Origin of the sequence: Collibacillus ludicampi (assembly GCF_023705585.1) — a bacterium.
Lineage (GTDB): Bacteria > Bacillota > Bacilli > Tumebacillales > BOQE01 > Collibacillus > Collibacillus ludicampi.
The window spans coordinates 911,748-927,800 of the sequence record NZ_BOQE01000001.1 but is presented as its reverse complement, the minus strand read 5'-3'; the positions used below and the strand labels follow the sequence as shown (position 1 = coordinate 927,800).

The window sequence follows — 16,053 nt, the reverse complement described above, 5'->3', positions numbered from 1 at the left end:
GTAAATCATAGGTTAATAATTTCTAAATAAAATATTAACATCACCATAATGAAGACAAGATATATTTCGAAATAAATGGACTCAATGTCTTAGCAAATCATTGAAGGGAGATGATTCGTTGAGTTACACGATAAAAGACATTGCTCGATTAGCAGGTGTTTCCAAGTCCACGGTTTCACGGGTGATCTCGGGGAATGGTTATACAAGCAAGGAAGCACGCGAAAAGGTACTGAATGCGGTTAAAGAGCTGCAATATAAACCAAATGGTGTGGCAAGAGCCATGGTTTCACAGCGAACGAACAATATCGGCGTCATTATATACCGGCAGCATCATCCGATTGCTTCACATCCTTTTTACGGAAAAATATTGGATGCCATTCTCATGAAATCGGAAAGCCTTAACTATTCCGTGTTTGTGACAACAGATAAGGAAATGTCAATAAGGTCTGCCGATTTTATGCTGGAAAAGCGAGTCGATGGGCTCATCCTCATTAGCCGTCTTAGCCAAGAAGTGATCGGCTATATCGATCATTTTAACGTACCTTATTTGATGGTAAATGGCACAGCCGAGAAGGATGATGTGATACAGATAGTCAATAATGATCGGAAAGGGGGACGAATAGCTGCTGATCATTTGTATCAATTAGGCCATCGCCGGTTCTTGGTTATTGCCGGCCCTCAGGAACACCGCAGTCACCACTTGCGGCTTCAAGGTTTTTGCGAGCGTATCCATGAGCTTGGAGGAAATATCTCGGCCAAAGATATTTATTTTTCTCCTACATCAACATTCGATGACGGGTATAAAGGATTATCAATCATTTGGGATCACTTCACCAGCGAAAAGCCAACGGCTATTTTTGCCACAAATGATATGTTAGCCTTAGGCGCCATGCAGGTACTATTACAAAATGGTTGGAAAATACCTGACGATATGGCGGTCATGGGATTCGACAACATCGACTATTCCAAAATGTCTTATCCCCCCTTAACCACGCTGCATGTTGAGAAGATGAAAATGGGAGAGGATGCGGTAGTCCTGCTGGATCGCTTAATCAAAAAAGAAAATCTCGATCCGCTGCGCATCGAATATGATCCGGTACTTATCATTCGTGAATCTACTAAAGGAGTTTAACCATGAATGGACATTTGATCAGTATATTATTAGCCTTTTCTTCCGGACTGCTCGGTGCTTTCCAAGGTTCCATCAATGCTCAAATTGGAAAAGCGGCCGGGCAATATGCCATGATTATTGGTGTGTCCCTCATACAAGCAATCGTCGCCAGTGTGATTCTTATGAAAAGAGGATGGAGTGCTTTCATATTTGATTCCTTCCCATGGATGATTGTGGCTGGCATATTAGGGGTTGTCATGATGTTCAGTGTGTCTTACTCCATCAGTTCCATTGGCACGTTGTCTGTTTATGTACTGGTCATTTCAGGGCAGATCATCGCTTCGGCCCTCATTGATCATTACGGATTATTCGGTACGACACATCCCATCACACCACAAAAGGTCGGAAGTATATTCGTGATCATAATGGGGGTCTTTTGGTTAGTAAAATCCTCTTAAATCGTTTGGATGAATACTATTGTTAAATCACCATTAAAATTTCTTTACATCAACTTAGAGATATCATTACAGAAACTAAATATTAGATTTGTATGTTTATAAGTGAGGAGGGAATGAAATATCGGTTACATAAAAGGGAATGAGGAGCTCCCTTATTATTAACCACAGAACTGGGAACGTTCCCACAATCTGCAATCATTGTATTTACTTAATTATTTTAGGAAGAATGTGTGGGAGCGTTCCCATAACCCTAGACTCAATAAATGATCGAGGTGAAAGAAATGAAGAAAACAACAGTATGTCTCTTTTCCACATTGATACTGGGGATGAGCGTTCTGACCGGTTGCTCACAGAATGCTATCTCAGGAGACTCCCAAAAGGATGGATCTAACGTTATAACGATCGTAGCCCAAACAGCTGGAGCGGAAAAAACCCGTGTGGATAATCTCGTGAAAGCGTCCGAAAAGCTTAACGAAGAATTAAAAGCAGAAGGGAAAAATGTCCAAGTTAAAGTGGAAACAAAGGATTTTGAAGGTAGTTGGGATGATTATGCGAAGCAATTTATGCTTGCATTTAAAGCGAAGAAAGAGCCGGATATTTATGCAACTGGACATGAGAACATCGGATGGTTGGCCGATGGTCATTATATCCAACCGCTGGATGAGATGAAAAATTCCAAAGCTTATTCTGACGTTTTCCCTACTTTATGGAATTCCGTAACTTATAAGGGCAAGACTTGGGGAGTTTTACAGGATACTGAAGTCCGACCTGTATTCTACAATAAGGATATTTTAAAGAAAATGGGTTGGACGGATCAGCAGATCAACGATCTTCCAGAGAAAGTTAAGAAGGGTGAATTTACACTTGATGATATGACGAAATTGGCGGAGGAAGCCAAAGCAAAGGGATTCGTACAATACGGAATTGTTCACCGCCCAGTAGACGGTCCTGACTTCCAGGCATTAGCTTATGATTTTGGCGACAAGCTTTATGATTCAGCGGAAAATAAGATTGTATTTGATAAGAAAGCCGTGGCTAAACAGTTAAACTATTACTATGATATCGCTCAAAAGAAATTAATTCCAGACCAATTAACCTCTATGGAATGGAAGAACGTACACAAGTTAGTTGTTAACGGCAAGACACTCTTTTATTACGGTGGAATTTGGAATGTGTTTAACTGGAGCCAGGATAACTACCATGATCAGCTAGGAAAAGTTGATGCCAACTGGGTGAATCAGCATCTGGGAATGATGTTAATTCCAGCGGCTGATAAGGGTGGAAAACCTGTTACACTTTCACACCCATTCGTCTATACCGTATCATCCCAAACGAAGCATCCTGATTTAGTGAAGAGATTGTTAGAATTGGTCGCTGATCCTAAATTGCAGGTTGATCATGATGTGAAGACTTACCATCTGCCTGTCACTAAATCTGCGGCTGAAGATCCAGAATTTAAGGGAAATGTGACTTTAGGACATGCTTCCTACATGTTGGATTATACCACTTTCCTGCCAAATCTGGAGAAATTCCCGAAATATTCGAAGGATGTCTTCAATGCCATACAGGCTGTAGAACTTGGCAAGCAGAATCCTGATGCAGCTTTGAAGGACTTAGAAGTCCAATTGAAAAATGATCTCGGTGATCAGCTGGAAATCGTAGAATAATAAAATCCATTGCACCTGGCCCAAAAAGCCAGGTGCAAAAGATTAAAGGAGGTACGTTGGTGTCTACACTTTTACGAAAATGGCAGTTACCATTCTTGATGCTCGGACCATTTATAATTCTCATTTCCCTATTCTTTTTTCTTCCTGTTGTTTTGATTACTGTTTTGGCTTTTACCGGAATGGATTCGTCCATGCAGTGGGCTTTCAATGGTTTGTCCAATTTCAAGCATTTCATTAACGATCCGAATATTTGGCATATTCTAAGAAATACCTTTACCTACGTCTTTTTTACTCTGCTCATCAATGTATTCTTCGGCTTGGTACTTGGAATCTTGACGACTTATTTCATTCAAAAAGAGTCGGTCGGTCTATTGTTTCGGACGTTGTGGATGCTACCTCGTATTACACCACCTGTTGTTTATGTCCTTCTATGGCTGTGGTTTTTTGATCCCAGCCAATATGGTGTGTTAAACAGCATACGGGCACTTATGCATTTATCCCCTGTTAAATGGCTGGCAAGCAATCCGATGACCGCAATCATTTTGGCTAACGGGCTGATAGGGGCTTCTTATGGGATGATCATATTTTCTTCCGCGATTAAATCTATCCCTGGTGACTTGTTTCAAGCGGCACGGGTAGATGGAGCCTCCCAATGGGCCATCATTAAGGATATCATCATTCCGGCAGTTCGCTGGCCGCTTATGTTTGTTACTTTATGGCAGCTTTTATCCTTGCTGACTTCCTATGAATACATCTTACTTTTAACAAAAGGTGGACCTTTGTATAGTAGTGAAGTTTTAGCCTTGTATTCCTATCATAAAGCATTCCAAAACTTTGAATATGGATATGGATCGGCCTTGGCCCTGGTGCTTGTTGTTGTTGCTTTAATTATGTCCGCTATTCTATTGAAGATCTTCGGAATGAATAAACTCATGGGTTCTTCACGGATCGAGTAGAAAAGGAGTTGAAGGAATGGAAGTGACGAAAAAAGTAGCAATAAGGACGAGGGCGACAGAGACGAGAAAAACGTCACCAAGATGGAAGAAAAGGCTTCCCTATATCATCGCCTATGGCGTCCTTGGAATTACCACACTGCCGATTATCCTCATGTATCTCTGGCTATTGGTGAGTTCATTTGCAAAGCAGATGAAGTATGGATTTATACCTGTCCAATTTACGTTTGAGAATTGGAAATTCTTATGGTCCAATGTAGAGCAGGCAGGGACGACATACCCTAATATTTGGTTAGCAACCTGGAATTCTTTTGTATTTTCCGGTTCGTTGACGATCTTGGAAGTGATCATTGGGGGTATGGCAGGATACGCCCTTTCACGGTTGGATTTTCCGGGCCGAAAAGGGCTGATGAAGATCACTCTGCTGCTTCATGCCTTCCCAAGTGTAGCCCTCTTAATCGCTGTGTTCTATATTTTGAATTTCCTGGGTTTGTTTGACTCGCTATGGGGGGTTGTGCTGGTAAAAACAGCCCTACAGATACCGATGACAGCTTGGATTATCAAAGGTTTTTTTGACGATGTGCAATGGGATGTAGAATGGGCCGGACTGATCGACGGATGCAGTAGGTTTAAGGTATGGTATACGATTGTCATCCCTTTAATTAAACCCGGGATCGCAGCCGTAAGTATTTTTTCCTTTTTATCCGGCTGGTCCGAATTTTTGCTTTTATATTCCTTTATATTAAGCGACGAGCACGTTACTCTAGCCACTTATCTGCAAAATTTAATTAGTAATCCTAATCTCATTCATTATGGTCTGTTAAGTGCCGTGTCACTCTTTTATATGCTCCCGGTTATGATCCTCTTTATTTTTTCACAGAAATCGCTCATGCAGGTAAGTGTTGGAGGTGGAAAGCGAGTATGAAAATCGAGCTAAAAAATATTTGCAAATCATTCGATAAAAAATCCAATACGATTAACAATCTAAACCTGACGATTGAAGATGGTGAGTTTGTTGCCTTGCTTGGCCCCAGCGGATGCGGAAAGTCTACGACGATGCTCATGATTGCAGGGATTTACAAGCCGAACAGCGGTGAAATTTATTTTGACAATCAGCCGGTTAATGATTTAGAACCGAAAGACCGAAATATCGGGATGGTTTTTCAAAGCTATGCTTTATACCCGCATATGACGGTTTTGGATAATATCGCATTTCCGCTAAAACAGCAGAGGGTTGCAAAGGAAGAGCGGATGGAACGGGCCAAACAAGCGGCGGAAATGGTACAACTGGGACACTTATTGGATCGAAAGCCGAGCGAATTATCCGGCGGTCAGCAGCAACGTGTCGCCTTAGCGCGGGCAATCGTCAAAAAGCCCGCGGTGCTTCTGCTTGATGAACCGCTCTCGAATCTGGACGCCCGATTAAAAATCGAGATGAGGGAGGAAATTTCCCGAATTCAGAAGGAGCTGGGGATTACGACGATAATGGTTACCCACGATCAAGAAGAGGCGATGACCATGGCGGATCGCATTGCGGTGATGAAAGAAGGCCAGTTGATCCAATACAGCACCCCTATGGATTTATACAGCCAGCCTAAGAACTATTTTGTTGCACAGTTCATCGGAACGCCCCCTATGAACTTCCTTGAGGGAAGACTGTCCAAAAGTATGGGGAAATATCAACTTCAATTAAATGACACCACGATTGAATGGGATGGCGAATTTCTTCATGAGAGTGACCGTAATACTCTGGATGTGAGCGTTGGGATTCGCCCTCATGATTTGAAGTTAGGACACCATGGAGATATTCGCATCGAGGGCGTTGTGAGTCTGGTTGAACCTATTGGCCATTCACAATTGGTGAATGTGAAGGTCGGCAGTACACAGGTTCGATTTTTTTCCGAGCCAAACAGCAAGATGAAACGCGGAAGCAAAGTCCAATTATCCGCCGCCATCGAATCCATTCATTTATTTGATCGAGTAACGGGTGAAAGTTTAAGGAAAGAAAGATTCCAGGGACAGGATTTGGAGCTTGCCCGCAGATCATAAGAAGGAAAAAAGGATGGAAGACAACATGGAAATAGGAATGCAACAGGATTTGCAGATCAAATTGTATGAATCGGCGCTGGAATATGCGAAACAAGCGGGAAGACTCGTTCTCGAACACATGGGGAACACGGGCAGGATTGAGCAGAAAAAGAATGCGTCTGACCTTGTGACAGAGGTTGACCGGATGAGCGAGATGTTGTTGCGCAACCAGATTCAGCAAGAATATCCTGGCCACTGGATTCTATCGGAGGAAGATTCCTGTCAGGCGAATGCTTATGAGATTTTTAAAAGACAGAAATCTGGTTACGGTTGGATCATCGATCCGATTGACGGAACAACCAATTTCATTCACGGAATTCCACATTTCTCAATTTCTATCGGAATTGTAAAGGACGGGAAACCGATCATTGGTATAGTTTACAATCCGGTCACGAATGAATTGTACACAGCAAGAAAATCCAAGGGCGCTTATCTGAATGGAAAACTCATCCGGGTAGGAAAGGAGTTACAATTGGCTGAAGCGGTTCTCGCCACAGGATTTCATGCAAACGATTGGAATTCGGGATCCCGGCTGGTTCGCCAGATCGACCAGATTGCGGGCAAAAGCAGGAATGTCCGGATAATTGGGGCGGCTAGCCTGGACTTATGCTGGATCGCATCGGGAAAGTTAACCGGATTATGGCATGAGGGGCTCAATCCATGGGATACGGCTGCGGGTATTCTCATTCTTACGGAGGCGGGAGGATGTGTTACAGATAAGGAAGGAAATCCCTACCGCCTTTATCATGATTCGCTGGTTGCTTCCAACAGCCTGATTCATAAGGAATTCCTAGAGACCATTAAACTTTAAAAGAACGGTGGTACCCATGAGATGGCCTTTGATCACAGCCCATAGTGGCTGCATGAATACCCCGCCTAATTCCATCTCGTCCGTTTTGATGGGGCTGAGCGCTGGAGCAGATATTATTGAAGTGGATGTCAGGGTAACAAACGATGGGGTTGTTGTCCTTCGGCATGATGAAGAGGTAATGACCCCATTCGGGATCCGAAAGATACAGGATTTAAATTTCGAGGAATTGAAGGATCTGGCCAAAAACGAAGAAATCACCCGTCTTGAAGAGATTTTGCCGTTGATTCTTGAAAATCATCGAATGATCAATCTCGATGTGAAAGATGATCGTGCCATCATACCGATGATTAGAACCGTCGAAAAATATAAAATGAGGGATTATGTCATCATAAGCGGATGTGAAAAAGAGAGGGCGGCATACGTAAAGGGAAATTATCGGCCGTACCAAGTGCTGCTGAATGCTAGTATAAGCCTGTTTGCAGCCTCTGGAGAGGATTATGATTCCTTTATCAAAGAAACCTGCCAGGATGCAATATCCGCTTCGTGCTGTGGAATTAACATCAACTACCATTTTTGCAGGGAAGAATTATTGGACCATGCCGCTCTTCGCTGCCTGCCTGTATTCGTTTGGACAGTGGATGATCCTCTGGCGATGGAAACCTTTTTAGACATGGGAGTACATTCTATCACGAGCAATGATGTACGAACACTCATACAGCTAAAAATGCAAAAGCAGGAGAAAGATACTGTAGGTGATACATATGATTGATACGTTTTTGTTTGAATTTAAGAGAAGAAATGAAGAAATCATGGACTCCACAAGAGAAGGAAGGATTTCCGGTGTCGATTTTTATCAACTGGCCATTGCACAATTGGAACTCTTGAAAAAAGCGGACCCGGATAATGTCTCGTATATTTCACGCCAAGCAGAATTCTACCATTTGGACGGATATTTGCGTAAAGCAGGAGATCTATACCGACGTGTATTGGAGATGGATCCCATCATTCTCGTATCGGAAGAGGAAAAACGGTTGGTTGAAAAATTCTGTCCGATTCTCCTGGTTAACCCGAAAGAATGCTTTCCGCTAAAGGATGTAGTCGCTGTACATCATCCATCAAAACCATTGATTGGCTATCACCTTTTTTGGGAAGATGACTATGATTTCCCGGACGACTATGAACCATGCGATCATGAAGAGATTTGGGTTCAATATGACCCGGAAAAAGAAGAAGTGACAAATGTTATGTGCTGGTTTCACTCTCGTGTTTTGGAATCTAAAGAAGCCGTGATAGAGGCCAGAAGAAATCAGCAGCGTGCGATCGTTCGGATTGAATGGGGAAAGCATGGCTCCCTCCTTTGTGGGTGGGAAAACATGCACGAACCATTGACGGGAGTATCTATACTCCAATGGCTAAGGGAGACTTATGAACATGTAAAGAAGGGCGGTCGTGTTCCTTCCCATCCATTGAAGAGATTCTGGCCTAAAGGATTTGAAGGGACTTTTGAGGAATATACCGATTTTTCGGATCTCATAGATCCATTAAAATGGCTGCAACAAAAACCTCTTATATACAAGACGAAATGGGTAAATGCAGTCATATTTACTCATGCTCTACTTTACAATTTTCATCCTAAAATGGAATGGCCCGATCGTTTTTATCAGTCCATAGAACCGGAACTTTAAGTGGTGTAAGCATTTATGAGTTACTGGATTTTCGGTATTGAAATTGAACTCGATAACAAAAATCTCGGGCAAAAAAAGATTTATGACACAGACGATGTGCTGCTTTTTTCCACTTCTTCTTACTGGTTCCAAAACTTTCTAAGGTTGTCGGCAGGAGTCCATACACCGTTTCTTCCGTAAAAAACATGGGTCATCAAGAGGACGTTAGCTCCCTCATTTCGAGAAAATGTCATCAATGAGTAAAATCGTGATAGGTAATTGAAAATTCAGATGTTTCGAGTTATGCGTTACACAAAAAATGATTGTAAGAAAAATTGAATACGTGCAAAAGATCAGCGAATCGGTTAATCTTACATTGATGAAGTTGATTCTCAGCCTGACAGGAATCATTTTTCGAATCTACGGAGGGGTGTATGGAAAAACACGAACAGGTAGAACAACAGTCAGCAGCCCAACCAAAGCTGGGTATCTTGCTTTCGGTATTGGTGCTAGTGCTTGCCGCTTTCATGTCGGTCCTCGATAACACGATTGTCAATGTATCGATCCCCAAGATGATGGCCGTATTCGGAGTAGGTACAACGGATATTCAATGGGTCGTGACCGCTTATTCATTGGTGGTAGGAGCATTAGTACCCATCACTGGGTATCTCGGTGACCGCTTCGGGTATAAACGGATCTTTCTCTATTCGGTGATCTTGTTTACCTTGGGGTCGGCTTTATGCGGGATGGCATGGAGCAATCGGGCGATGATCATCTTCCGGATCATTCAGGCGATCGGCGGAGGCGCAATCATGCCGATCAGTATGGCGATGATGTTTCGCATGTTTCCTCCGGAACGCCGCGGCTTTTCTATGGGGATCTTCGGAATCGCCATCATGTTTGCTCCCGCTTTTGGCCCGACGCTCGGCGGTTATATCACCGAATACATGGATTGGCGTTTGATCTTTTATATCAACGTACCGATCGGGATCATCGATATCATCCTCGCCAGCATCATTTTGGAAGAAACGCGTCCAGCAGCCGGTCGCAAGTTCGATTTTTGGGGATTTCTCACTTCTTCTGCCGGGCTGGCATCCCTGTTGTACGGACTCGGTATCGTGGCCGATAAGGGATGGTCGGATATCGAGGTTATATCATATATCACTTTCGGTCTCGTCTGTCTCGCTTTGTTCACGTGGATCGAATTGACCATCGAAGAACCGATGATCGATCTGCGCCTGATGAAAAACGGATTATTTTCATTATCGCTTGCAATCACCAGCATCGCGAGCATCATTCTTTTTGCCAGTCTGTTTTTGTTACCCGTTTTTTTGCAAAACGTATCCGGGCTTTCTGCCCTAGATACCGGTCTCGTGTTACTGCCGCAAGGGATCGCTGCCGGAATCATGATGCCGATCTCGGGATTTTTATTTGACAAAATTGGAGCCAAATGGCTGGCAGTTGTGGGACTCACGATTACCGCCTACGGGTATTTCTTAATGCAATCGTTGGATGTTACGACCGCGTATTCCACCATTTCAGCATGGTTAATCATTCGCGCCATTGGAATCGGCGGGGTGATGATGCCTGTAACGACAGCCGGCATGAATACCGTTCCGCCTCCGAAAGTGGGGCAAGCGACGGCGCTGACGAATGCCATACGACAAGTCAGCGCATCACTCGGGATCGCTTGGTTATCGACACTGTTCTCGCAAAGAGTGACCTTTCACATGGCGGTTGGGGCGGAACAGGTGAACGAATCGTCAGTGGCTGCGATGCAAACGTTGGCACAGGCGAAGGCAGCCTTCATGAGTTCTGGGCAATCGGTTCAACAGGCCGCTCAGTCGGCATTGTCATACATCGGGCAACAAGTCCAACTCAGTGCGATCGTACGGGGAATGGATGACGTGTTTTGGGTGATCACCATCGTGACTCTACTTGCGATCTTCTTGGCTTTCTTCATGAAAGACGTCAGGAAAAAAGGGGAAAAACCACAAGCAGTGATCGCCGAATGATGAGCGCTCCGCGGCAAGCGGCACCAGCAGAACAGTGAATCGTATCTTTGGATGGGCGTAATGCTTTGCGCGTAATAGCGACTTTAAAGGTCGTCTCGCAACAAATGATTATGATTCCATGCGAGACGACCTTCACGGAGCATAAGCGCAAAGCATCTGACCGCCAAACTATTCTTTTTAAAGATAGCCACCCATGCTGAAAGCGGTGTTATCAGAAAATAAAAATTTTCATGTACAGGAAGAGAGGATATGCTCTCCCGCAAGTAGTGGAGTGGCTTTTGGGTGGATGTTATCGCTTTGCAGTGCAGAGGTGAGTTGAAGGTCGTTCCGCAACTTCTGTTAAGAATCCGGGCGGAACGACCTTCATCGAACCCAAACGCAAAGCGATACATCCACCCAAGCACTAGTTTTCATAATCGTGTATTTTTAAAAAAGCCATCTCTCTCGGACAAACGTTCGTGCCTGATTTTATGAATAAAGATACACAAAAATGAATTTATATGCTATACTAGCACTTGTAAAAGAGATGCACGTCAGGATCTTATCGATAGAAAGTGAGGAAAGAAACATGAGTGATAAAAAGAAAGTGGTATTGGCTTATTCCGGAGGACTTGACACCTCGGTTGCTATAAAATGGTTACAAGAAACATGCGGGTATGATGTGATCGCCCTGTCGCTCGACGTTGGTGAAGGCAAGGATCTCGAATTTATTCGCGATAAAGCGCTCAAAGTGGGAGCGATCAAATCCTACATGATCGACGCGCGCGAGATGTTCGCGAAGGAATTCATTCTCCCGTCCCTGAAAGCAAATGCGTTGTATGAACATAAATATCCAATGTCAGCCGCTCTTTCCCGTCCGCTGATTTCAAAGCTCCTCGTGCAAGTGGCGGAAGAAGAAGGAGCTGTGGCCGTTGCGCACGGATGTACGGGCAAAGGGAACGACCAGGTACGTTTTGACGTTTCCGTGACCGCATTGAATCCGAACTTGGAAATCATCGCTCCCGTGCGTGAGTGGGGCTGGTCTAGAGATGAAGAGATCGAGTACGCGAAGAAGCATAACATCCCGATTCCAATCGACAAAGAGAATCCTTTCTCGATCGACGTGAACCTCTGGGGCCGTTCCTGTGAAGCGGGCGTTCTGGAAGATCCGTGGACGGAAGCGCCTGAAGCGGCATTCGATTGGACGACCAATCCCGTAGATGCTCCTAATGAACCGGAATATGTAGAAATCGGCTTTGAAAAAGGTGTACCTGTGTCCCTGAACGGCGAAGCTCTTCCATTGGTGACTTTGATCGAAAAATTGAACCAAATCGCCGGCAAGCATGGTGTAGGCCGCATCGACCATGTGGAGAACCGTTTGATCGGTATCAAATCGCGCGAAGTATATGAAGCGCCGGCGGCACTCGTTTTGATTAAGGCACACCAAGAGCTGGAGACGATCACATTGCCGCGTGAAGTCTTCCAATTCAAACCGATGCTCGAGCTGAAATATACCGAGCTTGTCTATAATGGATTGTGGTTTTCTCCGTTGAAAAAAGCGATCGACGCGTTTATCGAAGAAACACAGCAAACGGTTACTGGTACCGTACGCATGAAACTGTACAAAGGCACCTTCCAACCGGTGGGCCGCAAATCGGAACACTCGCTCTATGATCTCGATCTGGCGACATACAGTCCTGCAGACGCATTCGACCACAATGCGGCGGTCGGCTTTATCAAGTTATGGGGCCTGCCGACGAAGGTCTATGCAAGTGTAAATAGAAAGTCGGAAGAAAAAGTCAACTAAAGAGGGCTTGCCATGAAATTATGGGGTGGACGTTTTACAAAACCGACGGATCAACTCGTCGAAGAGTTTACCGCTTCGATTCATTTCGATAAGAAGTTAGCGGAAGAAGATATCAAGGGATCGCTCGCACACGTCAAGATGCTCGGCGCGTGCGGGATCATCCCGCAAAAGGATGCGGATGCGATCCGCAAAGGATTGCTCAGTATACTCGCAGATTACAAAGCGGGTAAAATCGAATTTTCCGTTGAAAACGAAGATGTGCACATGAATATTGAGAAGCTCTTGATCGAGCGAATTGGCCCTGTAGGAGGAAAACTGCATACAGGTCGGTCACGCAACGATCAAGTGGCGCTTGATATGCATCTGTACTTGCGAAAAGAGACGAAGCGTATCATCGCGCTCCTGGCGGACGTGCTCGATGCCATCGTCAATGTTGCGGAAGCGAACAAAGATGTGATCATCCCCGGATATACGCATCTGCAAAGAGCACAACCTGTTTTGTTCGCACATCACATGTTGGCCTATGTGGGGATGTTCATGCGTGATGCGGAGAGGATGCAGGACGCTTTGAAGCGGATCGACATCATGCCGCTCGGTGCAGGAGCATTGGCAGGAACCACGTTCCCGATCGATCGCACGATGGTGGCTGAAGAACTTGGTTTCTCACGCATCTATGACAATTCCATGGATGCCGTTTCTGACCGCGATTTTATTCTGGAGTTTCTCTCGGCCGCATCGATTCTCATGATGCATTTGTCGCGGTTTTGTGAGGAACTGGTGTTATGGTCATCGACCGAATTCTCTTTCGTCGAGTTGGATGACGCTTATACCACCGGTTCATCGATCATGCCGCAGAAGAAAAATCCGGACGTGGCGGAATTGATTCGTGGAAAGACGGGTAGGGTATACGGAAATCTCTTTGGTCTTTTGACTGTACTGAAGAGCCTGCCGCTCGCATACAATAAAGATTTGCAAGAAGACAAGGAAGGCATGTTCGATACGGTGGACACGCTGAAAGGTTCGCTGGCTCTGTTTGCCGGTATGATCCGTACGATGCAGGTGCGACGGGAACGCTTGCAGCAGGCGGTCAAACAAGATTTTTCAAATGCGACCGATCTGGCTGACTATCTTGTGCGGAAAGGCCTTCCTTTCCGTCAGGCGCATGAAGTCATCGGCAGACTCGTGTTGTACTGCATCGAACACGGAAAGTTCCTTGCTGATCTTACGCTTGAAGAATATCGCGCCCACTCCGATTTGTTTGACGAAGACTGCTTGCAAGTCATCGACATCAAACAAGTGGTGGATGCCCGCGATGTACACGGTGGTACGGGCAGTCGTCGTGTAGAGCAAGCGTTAGTGCAGGCGAAACAATCGCTTGCTGATCTGCATGCGTGGATCGAAGCCAATCTGGAAGCTTAATGCAATCGAAAGAAAAAGCGCTCTTACTCGTGACTTTCCGGAGTAAGAGCACTTTTTTTAACCGCAATCACGTTTTTCCTCAACAATATCGAAGACAAAAATCCCTCAATTTTTCCGTATTATTTTGGTATACTTGTTCTTGCTAAACTAGATTGGAGTAGGATGATTGATGTTTCGAACGAACAAGAAATTCGTTGCATCTCTATTGATCTCTTCTTTAATCAGCACGCAGTTACCGTTGACATCAATGGCTGCGGCAGATATAAACATGAGCCAAAAAAGTATATATTTAAATGGGAAGAAAATTTCGAATCCATATGGATTCGCTTACGATGGGACAACGTACATGCCGATATGGTATGTTATGAAAGCTCTAGAAAACCTAGGAATTACGAGCGATTGGGATGGACATCGTTGGAATCTCACAACACCATCCACATATTCGGTGGATCTCTCCAATATCCAGCCAGGTCAGGCGCCGATTCGCATATATCTAAACGGAACCTTGATACAAAATTCTCCGGGTATTGTGAAAAACGATCCCTATTCAGGGGCACCGACGACTTTTGTACCTATCTGGTATATTATGAAAATCCTCAATCGGATGAATGTAGAAAGCGATTGGGACGGAACGAATTGGAACATTACGCAGAACGTATCTGCGAAATCAGCCTTTATAAACGTACCTGCCGCTTCGCAAGACCCGGAACTGTATAACGGTTGCGAAGTAACAAGTTTATCGATGTTGCTCTCCGCAGCGGGTCACCCGGTTGACAAAATGACTCTCGCTAACGAAATTCCCAAAGACCCAACACCGATTGGATATGACAGCAACGGGAATATCGTTTCTTGGGGAGATCCGAATGTCGGTTTTGTCGGTGACATCACGGGAAAAAACCCTGGCTATGGAGTCTATCATGGTCCTGTTTACCGTCTTCTCAATACGATTCTCCCGGGACAAGCAGTTGATCTTACCGGCAGCTCATTCGACAATATCCTTCGTTACATAGCTTCCGGCAAGCCCGTAGTAGCCTGGACAACCGTTACCTTCAGCCCAACGTCTTCCTGGGTAACATGGCAAGGGCCGAATGGTCCGGTACGTGCGACGTTCAATGAACACGCCGTACTCATCGTGGGTTTCAACGATAAACAGATTTTTATCAATAACCCGTTAGATGGAACGGCGGGAGAAGCTGTGGACAGAAACCAATTTATGGCCTCTTGGATACAATTAGGTCAACAGGCAGTCTCGTTCAGATAAGCTTGATCCTTTCGGGGAATCCTGCCATCTATACCAAAACGAATGGTTGAGGAATGGTTGTTTGTAAAAAGATTCATGAAGAAAATAATCATGAAAAAAGCATGGTGCCATATGATTACAGCCCATGCTTTTTTGAGGTTTGGAAGTTAAGCCTCCATTTTTCCTTTCAGCTTTTCTTCTTTTTTCATTTTACGTTTCATTTGGCGGCGTTTGTGGAATGTGGAATAGAGTAAGTAAACCGGGTAATACATCACAAGCCCGGCGATAACCCCGAGCAAAAACATTCCCAGGAACGTACTCATCCACTTTTCCAGAACGATTTGTATGCGCACACCGGGGAAGTGCATGTTTATAACATCCTGAAAGGGTAAACCGCGTATGTGAAGATGGAAAAGTGTTCTTCCTATATGATATCCGATCGGCGCGAAGATCGGGAGAACGAGTTTACCGAATACGAAACCGACAAAAGCGGATGCCAAATTTCCGCGGAAAATCTTGACAAGAGGAAATATCAAGAAAAATGCGACTCCGAACGTGATCAGTGTTATAAATTCAACGGCGAGCCCGATCGAGAAGCCGGTGGCAACCATGCGCGGCCCTCCCGGAGATCGCATTAATTGCAGCCCTTTTAACTTGAGAAAGCGAAGGGGACTACGTTTCACTCGAATCCACCTTTCTTCATACGAAACAAGCTTCCACTTAGGAATTTCTCTTCGTATTTTACCATAGATGCGTCCTTTCCATGAAGGGTGTTCAAGATTTCGACATTTTTCTGCGCTCGAAAAGTGGGACGAATCGACAAAGTCTAGTATAATATTTT

The 16,053-nt window shown here is 44.7% G+C and carries 15 protein-coding genes; 14 read left to right on the top strand and 1 reads right to left on the bottom strand.

The features are described 5' to 3' along the window. Positions 1-118: 118 nt before the first annotated feature. The 14 genes from DNHGIG_RS04725 (at position 119) to DNHGIG_RS04660 (ending at position 15,233) form a co-directional block, all read left to right on the top strand. Positions 119-1,132, top strand: a complete 1,014-nt coding sequence (locus tag DNHGIG_RS04725; RefSeq protein ID WP_282198583.1) for a LacI family DNA-binding transcriptional regulator — start codon at positions 119-121, stop codon at positions 1,130-1,132. Between the two features lie 2 nt (positions 1,133-1,134). Next, complete coding sequence (locus DNHGIG_RS04720; RefSeq protein WP_282198582.1) at positions 1,135-1,569, top strand: DMT family transporter; 435 nt, start codon at positions 1,135-1,137, stop codon at positions 1,567-1,569. 281 nt (positions 1,570-1,850) lie between these two features. Next, on the top strand, positions 1,851-3,236 hold the full coding sequence (locus DNHGIG_RS04715; RefSeq protein WP_282198581.1) for a sugar ABC transporter substrate-binding protein: 1,386 nt from the start codon (positions 1,851-1,853) through the stop codon (positions 3,234-3,236). Between the two features lie 59 nt (positions 3,237-3,295). Continuing rightward, positions 3,296-4,192, top strand: coding sequence for a carbohydrate ABC transporter permease (locus DNHGIG_RS04710; RefSeq protein ID WP_282198580.1), 897 nt, complete (start codon positions 3,296-3,298; stop codon positions 4,190-4,192). A 16-nt stretch (positions 4,193-4,208) separates the two neighbouring features. Then, positions 4,209-5,114 (top strand): carbohydrate ABC transporter permease, encoded by a 906-nt coding sequence (locus DNHGIG_RS04705; RefSeq protein WP_282198579.1) that lies wholly within the window; start codon positions 4,209-4,211, stop codon positions 5,112-5,114. Further along, positions 5,111-6,238 carry an ABC transporter ATP-binding protein gene (locus DNHGIG_RS04700; RefSeq protein WP_282198578.1) on the top strand — a complete coding sequence of 376 codons (1,128 nt, stop codon included), beginning with the start codon at positions 5,111-5,113 and terminating at the stop codon, positions 6,236-6,238. Before DNHGIG_RS04705 ends, DNHGIG_RS04700 begins: the two co-directional genes overlap by 4 nt. 13 nt (positions 6,239-6,251) lie before the next feature. Further along, positions 6,252-7,088, top strand: coding sequence for an inositol monophosphatase family protein (locus DNHGIG_RS04695; RefSeq protein WP_282198577.1), 837 nt, complete (start codon positions 6,252-6,254; stop codon positions 7,086-7,088). Positions 7,089-7,104: 16 nt separating this feature from the next. Continuing rightward, positions 7,105-7,857: a glycerophosphodiester phosphodiesterase gene (locus DNHGIG_RS04690; RefSeq protein WP_282198576.1), complete on the top strand. Its 753-nt coding sequence runs from the start codon at positions 7,105-7,107 to the stop codon at positions 7,855-7,857. After that, positions 7,850-8,773, top strand: coding sequence for a hypothetical protein (locus tag DNHGIG_RS04685; protein ID WP_282198575.1), 924 nt, complete (start codon positions 7,850-7,852; stop codon positions 8,771-8,773). The genes DNHGIG_RS04690 and DNHGIG_RS04685 overlap by 8 nt, the downstream gene beginning before the upstream one ends. A gap of 15 nt (positions 8,774-8,788) precedes the next feature. Further along, complete coding sequence (locus DNHGIG_RS04680) at positions 8,789-8,953, top strand: hypothetical protein (RefSeq protein WP_282198574.1); 165 nt, start codon at positions 8,789-8,791, stop codon at positions 8,951-8,953. A gap of 233 nt (positions 8,954-9,186) precedes the next feature. Continuing rightward, the gene (locus DNHGIG_RS04675; RefSeq protein WP_282198573.1) at positions 9,187-10,767 is read left to right on the top strand and encodes a DHA2 family efflux MFS transporter permease subunit; all 1,581 of its coding nucleotides are present in this window, start codon (positions 9,187-9,189) and stop codon (positions 10,765-10,767) included. A gap of 568 nt (positions 10,768-11,335) precedes the next feature. Beyond that, positions 11,336-12,553 carry an argininosuccinate synthase gene (locus tag DNHGIG_RS04670; protein WP_282198572.1) on the top strand — a complete coding sequence of 406 codons (1,218 nt, stop codon included), beginning with the start codon at positions 11,336-11,338 and terminating at the stop codon, positions 12,551-12,553. 12 nt (positions 12,554-12,565) lie between these two features. Next, a complete protein-coding gene (gene argH / locus DNHGIG_RS04665) occupies positions 12,566-13,972 on the top strand; it encodes an argininosuccinate lyase (RefSeq protein WP_282198571.1) in 1,407 nt (468 codons plus the stop codon). Positions 13,973-14,141: 169 nt separating this feature from the next. Then, a complete protein-coding gene (locus DNHGIG_RS04660) occupies positions 14,142-15,233 on the top strand; it encodes a C39 family peptidase (protein ID WP_282198570.1) in 1,092 nt (363 codons plus the stop codon). 146 nt (positions 15,234-15,379) lie between these two features. Here the strand turns inward: DNHGIG_RS04660 and DNHGIG_RS04655 are convergent, their stop codons facing one another. Next, a complete protein-coding gene (locus DNHGIG_RS04655) occupies positions 15,380-15,895 on the bottom strand; it encodes a DUF2062 domain-containing protein (RefSeq protein ID WP_282198569.1) in 516 nt (171 codons plus the stop codon). Positions 15,896-16,053: the final 158 nt, after the last annotated feature.

What these genes read in the sequence shown, in the direction of transcription:
- DNHGIG_RS04720 (WP_282198582.1), top strand. Translation starts at nt 1,135, where the DNA reads ATGAATGGACATTTGATCAGTATATTATTAGCCTTTTCTTCCGGACTG.
- DNHGIG_RS04715 (WP_282198581.1), top strand. Translation starts at nt 1,851, where the DNA reads ATGAAGAAAACAACAGTATGTCTCTTTTCCACATTGATACTGGGGATG.
- DNHGIG_RS04705 (WP_282198579.1), top strand. Translation starts at nt 4,209, where the DNA reads ATGGAAGTGACGAAAAAAGTAGCAATAAGGACGAGGGCGACAGAGACG.
- DNHGIG_RS04700 (WP_282198578.1), top strand. Translation starts at nt 5,111, where the DNA reads ATGAAAATCGAGCTAAAAAATATTTGCAAATCATTCGATAAAAAATCC.
- DNHGIG_RS04695 (WP_282198577.1), top strand. Translation starts at nt 6,252, where the DNA reads ATGGAAGACAACATGGAAATAGGAATGCAACAGGATTTGCAGATCAAA.
- DNHGIG_RS04690 (WP_282198576.1), top strand. Translation starts at nt 7,105, where the DNA reads ATGAGATGGCCTTTGATCACAGCCCATAGTGGCTGCATGAATACCCCG.
- DNHGIG_RS04685 (WP_282198575.1), top strand. Translation starts at nt 7,850, where the DNA reads ATGATTGATACGTTTTTGTTTGAATTTAAGAGAAGAAATGAAGAAATC.
- DNHGIG_RS04680 (WP_282198574.1), top strand. Translation starts at nt 8,789, where the DNA reads ATGAGTTACTGGATTTTCGGTATTGAAATTGAACTCGATAACAAAAAT.
- DNHGIG_RS04675 (WP_282198573.1), top strand. Translation starts at nt 9,187, where the DNA reads ATGGAAAAACACGAACAGGTAGAACAACAGTCAGCAGCCCAACCAAAG.
- DNHGIG_RS04670 (WP_282198572.1), top strand. Translation starts at nt 11,336, where the DNA reads ATGAGTGATAAAAAGAAAGTGGTATTGGCTTATTCCGGAGGACTTGAC.
- argH (WP_282198571.1), top strand. Translation starts at nt 12,566, where the DNA reads ATGAAATTATGGGGTGGACGTTTTACAAAACCGACGGATCAACTCGTC.
- DNHGIG_RS04660 (WP_282198570.1), top strand. Translation starts at nt 14,142, where the DNA reads ATGTTTCGAACGAACAAGAAATTCGTTGCATCTCTATTGATCTCTTCT.